Source organism: Paenibacillus ihuae, from assembly GCF_001368795.1.
Lineage (GTDB): Bacteria > Bacillota > Bacilli > Paenibacillales > Paenibacillaceae > Paenibacillus_AQ > Paenibacillus_AQ ihuae.
In genome coordinates, this window is the sequence record NZ_LN831198.1 from 2,328,048 (window position 1) to 2,338,553 (window position 10,506).

Annotated in this window: 11 protein-coding genes; 5 read left to right on the plus strand and 6 right to left on the minus strand. The window is 48.6% G+C overall.

Annotated features, from left to right (window positions below; genetic code table 11):
* Positions 1-1,794, plus strand: a 1,794-nt coding sequence (locus AQR02_RS10535; protein ID WP_209444141.1) for an SgrR family transcriptional regulator, incomplete at its 5' end; no start/stop codon positions are given.
* Positions 1,795-1,865: 71 nt separating this feature from the next.
* Here the strand turns inward: AQR02_RS10535 and AQR02_RS10540 are convergent.
* The 4 genes from AQR02_RS10540 to AQR02_RS10555 form a co-directional block, all read right to left on the minus strand.
* Positions 1,866-2,411 (minus strand): P-loop nucleotide/nucleoside kinase family protein, encoded by a 546-nt coding sequence (locus AQR02_RS10540; RefSeq protein WP_054940525.1) that lies wholly within the window; start codon positions 2,409-2,411, stop codon positions 1,866-1,868.
* Positions 2,408-2,854, minus strand: a complete 447-nt coding sequence (locus AQR02_RS10545) for a hypothetical protein (protein WP_054940526.1) — start codon at positions 2,852-2,854, stop codon at positions 2,408-2,410. Before AQR02_RS10545 ends, AQR02_RS10540 begins: the two co-directional genes overlap by 4 nt.
* A gap of 101 nt (positions 2,855-2,955) precedes the next feature.
* Positions 2,956-3,678 (minus strand): CD3324 family protein, encoded by a 723-nt coding sequence (locus AQR02_RS33040; RefSeq protein ID WP_209444142.1) that lies wholly within the window; start codon positions 3,676-3,678, stop codon positions 2,956-2,958.
* 102 nt (positions 3,679-3,780) lie between these two features.
* Positions 3,781-4,272, minus strand: coding sequence for a GyrI-like domain-containing protein (locus AQR02_RS10555; protein WP_054940527.1), 492 nt, complete (start codon positions 4,270-4,272; stop codon positions 3,781-3,783).
* Positions 4,273-4,442: 170 nt separating this feature from the next.
* Here AQR02_RS10555 and AQR02_RS35520 point away from each other — a divergent pair, with 170 nt between their 5' ends.
* Entirely contained in the window at positions 4,443-4,856 is a 414-nt protein-coding gene (locus tag AQR02_RS35520; protein WP_425340004.1) for a VanZ family protein, read from the plus strand.
* A gap of 136 nt (positions 4,857-4,992) precedes the next feature.
* On the opposite strand, the gene AQR02_RS10565 is transcribed toward AQR02_RS35520, so the two are convergent.
* Positions 4,993-5,745, minus strand: coding sequence for a response regulator transcription factor (locus tag AQR02_RS10565; protein ID WP_054940529.1), 753 nt, complete (start codon positions 5,743-5,745; stop codon positions 4,993-4,995).
* A 13-nt stretch (positions 5,746-5,758) separates the two neighbouring features.
* On the minus strand, positions 5,759-7,546 hold the full coding sequence (locus AQR02_RS10570) for a sensor histidine kinase (RefSeq protein WP_054940530.1): 1,788 nt from the start codon (positions 7,544-7,546) through the stop codon (positions 5,759-5,761).
* 270 nt (positions 7,547-7,816) lie between these two features.
* Between AQR02_RS10570 and AQR02_RS10575 the strand changes: the two genes are divergently transcribed.
* The 3 genes from AQR02_RS10575 to AQR02_RS10585 all read left to right on the plus strand — a co-directional run.
* Positions 7,817-8,830: an ABC transporter ATP-binding protein gene (locus AQR02_RS10575; protein WP_054940531.1), complete on the plus strand. Its 1,014-nt coding sequence runs from the start codon at positions 7,817-7,819 to the stop codon at positions 8,828-8,830.
* Positions 8,827-9,819, plus strand: coding sequence for an ABC transporter ATP-binding protein (locus AQR02_RS10580; protein WP_054940532.1), 993 nt, complete (start codon positions 8,827-8,829; stop codon positions 9,817-9,819). Before AQR02_RS10575 ends, AQR02_RS10580 begins: the two co-directional genes overlap by 4 nt.
* 24 nt (positions 9,820-9,843) lie before the next feature.
* A partial coding sequence (locus AQR02_RS10585; protein ID WP_245237296.1) for an ABC transporter permease occupies positions 9,844-10,506 on the plus strand: 663 nt, incomplete at its 3' end.

The following is a 10,506-nucleotide window of genomic DNA, read 5'->3' on the forward strand; positions in this document are numbered from 1 at the left end:
GAGGGCAAACAGATGGACATGGCAGATTATTATCTAAGGTTAAAAAAGCGTTACGCAGCAGAAGCAGACGGCACCTGGTTTCCCGTTACAATGGATGAGCTGGCGATTGTGTTTGACTGTACTCGGCGGAATACTCAATTCCTGATTCAGAAGCTGAAAGAGCAGCGCTACATCAGCTGGAAACCGGGGCTGGGTAGAGGGAACACCTCACAGCTTATTTTCCTGCGCAATAAGGAAGAGCTGGTTCTGGAGAGGGCACAGGATTTAGCCTCGCATGGGAAGATTAATGAAGCCTTTGAGTTAATCCAGAGTAATGAAGGGGAGGTACTGCATGCCGAGTTCCGCACATGGCTTGTGGAACAGTTTGGTGTGCAGAAGCAGAAGAGTGAGGAGGATGTGCTTCGCTATCCTTTTTACCGTCCTGTCCTGGATCTTGACCCGATGAAGGTTGTGCGGCGCACAGAAGCGCATATCATCCGCCAGGTGTGTGATACCCTGACCCAATATGATGCAGCCAGCGGTCTGTTGAAGCCGGGGCTTGCCCATCTCTGGGAACATGACGGACCCTATAGCCGCTGGACCTTTTACCTTCGTAAAGGCGTGCTGTTTCATCACGGAAAACGTCTGACTGCAGAAGATGTGAAGTATACGTTCGCCCGGATTCAGCAGTGGAACGAGAAGGATTGGCTGGTGAAAAGTGTGCAGACCATAGAAGTATTAGGCAACTACAGTTTGTGCTTTGAGCTGCAGGAGCCAAACACACTGTTTGCGCATTTTATTGCCACGGAACGGTTTGCCATTGTCCCGGATGATCTGGAGCAGCTTGCAGCAAGGCGTGATTATGCCAGGCTGCCGGTAGGGACGGGGCCTTTCAGTATCAGCAGCAATACAGAATCTATGCTGGTACTGGAAGCGAATGAGCATTATTTTGCCGGACGGCCTTTTCTGGACCGGATTGAGATGTGGGTATGGCCCGGGTACGAGGAGGAGCTACGGCAGGAGCAACCGCTTGCTAATGCGCATCTCCTGTATTTCGAGGCACTTAATAAGGTGGAGTCAGTGCAGACGCTGAATCAGCTCGAGCTGGGGAGCACGGTGCTTACATTCAACCTTTCCAAACCTGGAGTATTGCAGGATTTACAGCTGCGTCAGGCCATTCACCTGGCACTCAGCCGCAAACAAATGATAGTGGAGCTGAAAGGCAGGAGAACTCAGCCCGCGTCGGGGTTTGATCCTGCCTTCTATGATGTCGACTACGCCGGTGACTGTTCAGCCGCAGCGGCACTGGAACTGTTGAAGCACTCCGCATATGCAGGAGAAATTCTTCAGCTGTACACCTATGAATATTTCAGCAATGAAGAGGATGTACGCTGGATTCAGACAGCATGCAGGAACATAGGTGTGCATATTGAGCTTAACGTAGTTTCGATCCGGGAGCTGTCACAAGCAGAACTGATCATACAGGCGGATATGATTTATGAGGGTGAAGTACTGGGTGATGAGCCCTCCATCACACTGCTCGAAATGTACAGGTCGAATAACGGATATATTCAGAACCATCTCGACCCTTCCATAAGACAGACGGTGGAATCTATGCTGTCTGATGCGCTAAGTGAACCGGACGAGGAACAGCGGAGGGTAGTATTAAGAGCAGTAGAGCATGAACTGAAACGGCAGGTGAACGTGCTTTTCCTGTATCACAGTCTGCAGGAAGTCGGCCATGATCCGTCACTGCACGGTATCTCGCTGAATGCCTGGGGCAAAATCAACTATAAGGATGTCTGGGTGAAGTGACCAGATGATTGAGGCCATCCTTTGGGGGATGGCCGTTTTTTAGTAAAACTAGGTCAACCTGTACCGTCAGGTTATTCTACTGAACTCGCCTGCCGCTCATTCCACTTTTGCAGGATGTAGCTTTTGATTTGCTCTGCTACTTGGGCCGGTGATGTAGAGGAGGTATCAATTATAGGCATCGGCGGATTATAGTCGGTGTCTGCATGGTCGAGAAGCCATTGGGCAAATTGCTCATGCTGCTTCAGCATATCCTCTGTCCACAGGGCCTTATCCTCCCGGCTCTGAAGCCGTTCACGGCGGGTTTCATCATCACAGTGCAGGTTAATGAAGCAGATTTCACTAAAGTTATCGTAGGTATCACATTTTTCGGCATCCCAGGTCATAAATGTTCCGCAAATGATTGTACCTCTCCCTGACTTCGCCACGGCATTGGCAAAATGCAGCAGCAGGTTATACCTGTCCTGATATTCCAGCTTGTCAGCAGTTGTACCGAAATTATCATGATCTGTGCTGAACACTACAAAATCGGGGAGTATCCTTCTTAGTTCATGCATTACAGTTGTCTTTCCTACGCCACTGGCACCTGTGATAATGAATAACGGTAATTTCCGTGTCATGATTCAGTACTCCTTATAAATTCTGTAATATAGCGGTGGTCTTCTTCAGAGCTTGCCCAAAAGATAACGGGGGCCCACGTAATATTCATTTGATGCAAGGCAATATTACGGTGGCGTCCATCATTGATCTCAAATCTGCCGAAGGCATAATTCACAATCAAAGGAGGGAAATCCCAGTCCGCCCAGATGCTTTTCATCCGCTCAACCACCTCAAAAAACCTGTCAATTTCATCTGCTTCCTTCAAATACGATGGGGCCCCTTCTTCGATCCCGAACACCGTGATATCGGTCAGGATTGGACCTTCATAGTATCTTTTCTCTAATAATAAGCCATCGGCGAATTCAAGATTCTCACCGTCATTTCTCAGAAATAATTGGACCCATTCATCAATAGCACCACGTCCGGCGTATTCAAGGGCACAGGTTGTACTGCCATACTTCATAATGGATCACCCTTCTTACATATTAGCCTTCATTACAATCATAGGGGAGAGGGGCGGAGGATGCTATGTCCTGTTTGAGTTAAGCTGTTCTCGACATGCTCTTACTGATATCCTGCATACTCCTCCTGAAATCTGTCGTGATCGGGTAGGTCGGTAATCCAGATGATGACGGGATGCTCATTCACCCGTGATCGCTTCAACGCCTCCAATAGCGGATTATTACAATTCAGCTCGAGCCTGCCTTTTTCAAAGTTGACGATCAGCGGCGGAGTTTCTGCTTGGCTATCAATCTGATTCATCCAATACTTAACCTTATCTTCAAATACATCTGGATGAATCTTCCACTTCATATGATCTTCCGGTCCGCTGGAGCGCTTAAATAATGACAAGGGCATTATAAGCGGGCCTAGATAATAGCGGTACATTAGCCGCAGGCCGTCCGAGAAAACCTTGTTGCAGCGGTCAAACAGCAGGTAGGTATGAAGCCACTCTTCCAGCATACCTGCTTCCGAATACATCATGGCAGATTTTGAGGTCGGATGATAATCTAGTTTGTTGGTATCTTTCCTGGAATACACAATCCGTTTTATCGTCTCCTCAGACAGATGAAACTCCGTTGCCAGCTCGCGGATGCCAATGCCATGAACAAATTTGTTAAGGATAAACTGATTACGTCTGACCAAAAAATGGCGGTAGCCGGAAACCTCGCCCCAGGCTTTCTTTTCGTTGTCGAGAGGGATATAGAGCAGCTTACCTGCCGCATACTTCTTGATTTCTTTTAATAGCTGCTCCGGTAAAACATCGCCGGCATTTTCATAATTCATCTTCATCACCACGATTGTATAAGTATGCTTAATTATATCGGAAATGGTGTATCCTGGGATATGCAGAATGCCTGTATATGAAAAAAGACGCCCGATCAGGCGTCAAAGTGATTGTTTTATAGCTATGTAGATCTCAATTTCTGTGTTTGCCGAATCGTAGTTTCTGGTGTCGTAAAGCTCGAAATCTCCCGTGTAAGTTCTGACCTCCGTTGATTCCTTGAAATAATCCCATATTTCTTGCCAGGCTTCCACAACGACTTCATACACCGGGCCTTTTCGTGTTTTGAAGACAAGGTACTTGCTCTCAGGTATAACCACGACCTCAAGATTGTTGTCGTCCCGCGCCCGCTCTTCGTTAATTTCATGTCCAATTAAGGTGGTATAAGCCCCGGCTGCATCACTTTCATAATCGGTATACAGCGCATAAATATAATGCGGATTTCTGATCCCTGGCAGGGATGTGAGATTGCTCTGAAAGTAGGTTTCCCAAAGTTTTGGCAATCGTCCATCTGTTCCTGCTTCATCTGCGTTTGTGGTCCGTACCGCTACTCCTGTAAGCAGCATCTTTTGTTTGTTAGTGATATAAGTACTCATAGTCTGCATCCTCTCCTTGAAACAAATTATACAGGGAGTAAGTTGACTACTTACTGTCAGGTTTAGAAGGGACGTCCTGTTCAATTGATTAAATAGCTGGCAAAAAGCTATAATAGCTATTATATCTGTTCATACACGTACCAGAAAGTAGGATTGCTATGAAAGCCGTTATGCTGTTGCTTTGGGGAATTGTACTGTTAATATTCACGTGTGCCGCCAATTCAAGCTTTTGGAGTACAGGTGTGCTGCCATATTTCCACTTTACACCTTCACCGGATTTTCATCACTTGCTTCAGATGGATCTTTATCACACCAAGGCTTATATCATCCGGAAAATCGGGCATTTTTCAGGGTTTTCCATTTTCGGAATTCTGCTCTACCGTATCAATAAAAGCTATGGGAAAAGCATTTTATGGTCCGTGGTATTTGCCGTGACGACTGAAATATTTCAGCTGTATTTTGGGCGCGACGGAAGGCTGTATGATATGGTTATCGACTCCGCTGGTATTCTTACCGGAATGATCCTTTTAGCACTTATGAAGAGCTGGACTAGAACAAGCGGATTAATAAGCAGACGCAGTTAAATCAGTTAATCATGTACTTAGGCTGCTCCAGCTCTGTAAAAGGGTCTGAGCGCGTTTCCCATATCCGGGGTATTCTGCAGAAGCCGGGCTACCACCGCATCGGTATCGGTCAAGCTGAAGACAAGACGGAAGCACGTTAGCTTTGAATATATTCTCTAGGGGATTTGCCGTAAAATTTCTTGAACGAGCGGGTGAAGTTCTTGGCATTATTATAGCCGACTGCATCGCTGATCTCGTAAGTCTTGAACTGATGGCTGGACAGCAGCTCTGCAGCTTTTTGCATCCGTACCGTATTGAGGTAATCGGAGAAATTAGTGTCCGTTTTCTGCTTGAAATACTTGCTGATATAAGTGGGGTTCATATGCACGATCTGAGATGCCCCTTCGAGGGAAGCTTCCTTGAAATGCTCATGAAGGTAAGCGGCGATTTTTCGGATTACGGGATCTTCGTGCCCGGCAATGAGATCCGGCGGGCAATCGCCAGGGGAAGAAGCCTGCAGCAGCGAGGCTTTGGCGCTGTCGAGCGACTCCTTGAGCGCTGTGAACGTATCGAAAATGCTTTTATACTTCGTGGGCTTGAGAATATAGTTGCGGACTCCGAATTGCAGGGCTTGCTGGGCGTATTCGAAATTACGGTGAGCGCTTAAGAAAACAACCTGCACAGGTGATTTCTCCAGATGCAGCCGTTCTGCCAGCTCGATCCCGGTCATGACGGGCATAGTGACATCACATAGCAGTACATCTACCGGATGACCGGTAATATACTCCAGTGCCTTTTGGCCATTCTCCACATGCTGCACCACCTCATAGCCGATCTCATGCCAGGGGAAATAAGAGCTCAGTCCGTGGCGGATCTCCTGTTCATCATCTGCAATCAACAATTTATACATTGCTTAGCCCCCTTTACAATGTCTCTTTTACCGGAATCGTTATTGTGACCATCGTCCCCGAATTCCACCTGCTGTACACTTGCAGACCGCTTAGTTCTCCATAGGCCAGCTGCAGCCTTTTGTGTGTATTCACCACGCCGATATGACTCGATAAATCCCCTGTAGTTTCCCCCAGCCTTGACCGGAGCGCTTGGAGCTGATCCCTGTCCATACCTTGTCCATTGTCTGTAACGCTAATGAGCAGCCGCTCCTGCTGCAGCCTTGCTTTAATCTTGATATAGCGTTTGCCCTCGACTTTGCGGATGCCGTGATACAGGCTGTTTTCGATCAGCGGCTGCAGCAGCAGCTTAAGCACCATGAACTGCTGGGCATTGGCACCGCAATCCCACAGCACCTCGAATTTATCCTGATACCGCATCTTTTGAATCTGAATATAGGTGTGGGTATACTCCAGCTCTTCTTCAAGCGGAATATATTTATGCTCGTAATCCAGGGCTGTTTTTAGAATGTCGCCTAAATGTCCGATCATCTGGTTCAGCTCACTGTTCATATTCCCGGTGACAGAGGCTGCTTTCCAGTTAATGGTGTCGAAGGTGTTCAGCAGGAAATGAGGGTTCAACTGAGCCTGCAGCGCACTTAATTCCAGGATCTCGGCTTTGGCTTTCCGTTCCGCGAGCTGGGCATTCAGATAATTGTTCTCCAAAAAATGCACCAGAATCCGCTGGATGATGTAATTGTAGATGTTATGCTTACGGTTTGGCAGAACGGGCAGCGGCTCACCTTTTTCTGCACTCTGCAGCAGATTGGTAATCTGGCGGATTTCACTCATATGCTGTTTGGCGAAATACTGGCTGATCCAGGCAGCGACGGCAAATGAAAAAAGGATAGCAAGCAATGTATAGAGGCCGAGTCTAAGCGGGAGCGCATAGAGTGACTTTTTCGGAGTAATGGACACAAACCGCCAGCCGTACTTCTCGGAAGAGAGAATGGAGTAGACGAACCGGGAATCCGGTGACTCCGAGGACAATGTCTCATTAGGGGAGTCCTTCAGCAGCAGCTGTAATTCCTCTGTATCGCCTTCCTGAAATGGCCTGTTCTGCAGAATAATCTGATTGGCTGAATCGAGCATCAGCAAATATTGGTTATCCGGTGTGCGCAGCGCAGACAGCTGTTCCTGCAGATGCTCGATTTTGATGTTTAGGACGATGACCCCTTCTCCCGGACTGGAAGTGTACAGCGTCTGATAGAGCGAAATAACCTCAGTATTATAGTTGAACAGATTGTATTTGAGAAAAGAACGCTTCCCCGTCCAGTAATCATCGCCTAGTGCCGATCTGCGGAGATATTCGTCATACCAGGAAACGTCGTAGAAATCACTGAATTCCATCAGCCCGCCGGTAGTAGAAGTAATGAAGCGGTTCTTGTCATTTTCTAAATAGATATAGATGGAATCGATGTACGAGCGGGCGATGGCCGGAGAGTCGATGAAATTTTTGATCGCGGCCAGCCGTTTGTAATCCTCCAGAGAAGGCAGCGGTTTGCTGAGTATGCTCTTCAATTCGCTGAGTTCAATCGCACTGGCAACAAAATGCATGTACAGCGTATCCAGCTGCTCAAATTGCAAATCCACATTCGACTGCATGCCTTTCAGTACGTTCAGGTTGGCGTCTGTAGCTTCTTTGCCAATGTATTGCTGGATAATAATTGCGGAGAAGGTGCCGAGAATGGCGATGGGTATCAGCATGGGAAGAATGAAATGATAGAGATTTTTCAGGAAAAATGTACGGTAGGCTGATTTCATCGGTGATTTCTCCCATCTATAGCATTTCAAATTATGATGTTATGAATTATAACATACATTCACGCGATTCAAAGAGCTTAATGACAAGCAAACGCCCCCTATAGCAAAAAATGATACTTATCTTGATTTGTTTTCATGAAAACAGGCAAGTAACGATACCAAGAAGAACTGTAACGCCTACTGCTTTTACAGCCGCCCCGCTATAATAAGTTCAAAGCTTGTTACCTAACATAACATTCAATCTACAATTCTCATGAACGGAGGGGCGCCATGATGAACTTACTGGAGGTTGACCGGCTGCAGACCGTATTCCGCAGTGACAGGGGTGAAGTAATATCCGTTGACGGTGTAAGCTTTGCACTCAAACCCGGCGAAACGCTAGGCATTGTTGGAGAATCCGGATGCGGTAAAAGTGTCACTTCGCTCTCGATCATGAGATTGCTGGGCAAGACCGGTCTCATCAAACAAGGTGAAGTACGTTTTAACGGCAAAGACCTGAGTAAGCAAAGTGAAAATGAGCTGCGGAAAATTCGCGGCGGTGAGATCTCCATGATTTTTCAGGAACCGATGACCTCGCTGAATCCGGTATTCACGATCGGCAATCAGCTGGTGGAGGCGATCCGGCTTCATTTGAACCTTAAGGGCAAGCCGGCAAAAGATTATGCGGTTCAGATGCTTAAGAAAGTCGGCATTCCGCGGGCAGAGGAACTCATCGACGAGTATCCGCACGCACTCTCCGGCGGGATGAGGCAGCGCGTAATGATTGCCATGGCGCTCTCTTGTAACCCTAAGCTGCTGATCGCTGACGAGCCGACGACTGCACTGGATGTAACGATCCAGGCTCAGATCCTTAATCTCATGAAGGATTTGCGGGAAGAAACCGGCACAGCGATTATCCTGATTACTCACGATCTTGGCGTGATTGCCGAAATGGCAGACAAGGTAGTCGTTATGTATGCAGGGCAAGTAGTTGAAGAAGCCGATGTATTTACTCTATTCGAACAACCGTCCCATCCTTATACCAAAGGGCTGATGAAATCCATTCCCCATCTCGGTGAAGCGGGTGATATGGAGGAGCGGCTTGCTTCCATTCCGGGTACGGTGCCTTCATTGGCGCAAATGCCCAAAGGCTGCCGCTTCCATGACCGCTGTGAATTTGCCGAAGACCGATGCAAGCTTCCGCCTCCGCTTCTGGAAGTCAGCGACGGCCATTACTCGCGCTGCTGGCTGGCGGAAAAGTCCAAGGAAAGTACCAATCGCACGCTAGCGGAGGGGATTATATGAATACAGCTGCTCAACATACCGAAGCTGAGCCTCTGCTAAGACTAGAGGGGCTGAAAACTTATTATCCCATCCGCAAAGGAATTCTCTCCCGCATCGCAGGTCATGTTAAGGCTGTTGATGATGTAAGCTTTCATATTGAGGAAGGAGAGACGCTTGGGCTGGTCGGTGAATCCGGTTGCGGTAAGTCAACGATCGGGCGGACGATTGTCCGCCTGGAAGCTTCAACGGAAGGGAAGATCTGGTACCAGGGTAATGACATCTCAGCCTATCCAAGCGGGAAAATGAAGTCCTTGCGGACCCAAATGCAGATGGTATTTCAGGACCCGTCTTCCTCACTGAATCCGCGCCTGCGAATAAAGGATATTCTTGCTGAACCGATGCTGGTTCACAGGCTGATTGAGAAGGGACAAGCCGAAGCGGAAGTGGAGCGGCTGCTCGACATGGTGGGCATTCCGCGTTCTTACAAAAACCGCTTTCCCCATGAGTTCTCCGGCGGCCAGCGCCAGCGGATTGGCATCGCCAGGGCATTGTCGGTGAAACCTAAGCTGATTGTCTGCGATGAGCCGGTCTCCGCACTGGACGTGTCGATTCAGGCGCAAATTCTTAATCTGCTGAGGGATCTTCAGAAGGAGCTGGGCTTGACGTACTTATTCATTGCCCACGGGTTGGGGGCTGTCAAATACATCAGCAGCCGGATTGCCGTGATGTATCTTGGTAAAATGGTGGAGGTCGGAACCAGGGAGCAGATTTTCAGCAGCCCCAAACATCCCTATACACAGGCGCTGCTGAATGCTTATCCGGTTCCTGATCCGCGGCTGCGGAACGAAGCCCGGACCGTAATGGAAGGGGATGTTCCGAGTCCAGCCAACCCGCCGAGCGGCTGCCGGTTTCATACCCGCTGCCCGCTGGCAACGGCACTGTGCAAGGAACAGGAGCCGGTTCTATCCGGTGACGGCCATATGTCTGCCTGCCATTACCCGCTGGCGTAACTCTTTTGAGTGGAGGAATGCAACATGTTTAACTATATTGTCAGACGAATCCTGATCATTATTCCTGTGCTGCTGGGGATTACGATTATCAATTTTATCATTATGAATATGGCACCCGGTGATCCGGTGGAAATGTTCATGGACGCGAATACGCCGGTTGAATTGATCGAAGCCAAGAAAGAAGCTTTGGGCCTAAATGATCCGCTGTATATGCAGTACGCCAAATGGCTGCTCCAGCTGGTTCAGGGGAATCTAGGCTATTCCATCAGCTCGTCCGAGCCTGTAGGCCAGATGATCCTGCAGCGGCTGGGAGCAACCTGCCTCCTGGCTGCTGTCGCTTTAATTGTAGCACTGCTGATCGCTGTGCCCGTCGGCATTTTCAGCGCCCTGATGCAAAATTCGAAATGGGACTACCTGGTTACCGGCCTGTCCTTCGTCGGCACTTCAATCCCTAATTTCTTCCTGGGTCTTGCGTTAATCTATCTATTCTCGCTGCAGTTGGGCCTTCTCCCAACCGGAGGGATGACAGAGCTTGGCGGTGATGGAGGTCTGTGGGATCGGATCCGGCACATGATTCTTCCGGTAATTGTGCTCAGTACAGGGATTGCCGGACGGAAAGTCCGCTATGTCAGAGCCAGTATGCTGGATGTGCTGAAGCAGGACTACTTGCGCACTGCAAGAGCTAAA

Coding starts and splice junctions, on each gene's coding strand:
- AQR02_RS10570 (WP_054940530.1), bottom strand. CDS start 7,546: ATGAAATCAGCCTACCGTACATTTTTCCTGAAAAATCTCTATCATTTC.
- AQR02_RS10580 (WP_054940532.1), top strand. CDS start 8,827: ATGAATACAGCTGCTCAACATACCGAAGCTGAGCCTCTGCTAAGACTA.
- AQR02_RS10575 (WP_054940531.1), top strand. CDS start 7,817: ATGATGAACTTACTGGAGGTTGACCGGCTGCAGACCGTATTCCGCAGT.
- AQR02_RS10555 (WP_054940527.1), bottom strand. CDS start 4,272: ATGAGTACTTATATCACTAACAAACAAAAGATGCTGCTTACAGGAGTA.
- AQR02_RS10540 (WP_054940525.1), bottom strand. CDS start 2,411: ATGACACGGAAATTACCGTTATTCATTATCACAGGTGCCAGTGGCGTA.
- AQR02_RS10545 (WP_054940526.1), bottom strand. CDS start 2,854: ATGAAGTATGGCAGTACAACCTGTGCCCTTGAATACGCCGGACGTGGT.
- AQR02_RS10565 (WP_054940529.1), bottom strand. CDS start 5,745: ATGTATAAATTGTTGATTGCAGATGATGAACAGGAGATCCGCCACGGA.
- AQR02_RS33040 (WP_209444142.1), bottom strand. CDS start 3,678: ATGAATTATGAAAATGCCGGCGATGTTTTACCGGAGCAGCTATTAAAA.
- AQR02_RS35520 (WP_425340004.1), top strand. CDS start 4,443: ATGCTGTTGCTTTGGGGAATTGTACTGTTAATATTCACGTGTGCCGCC.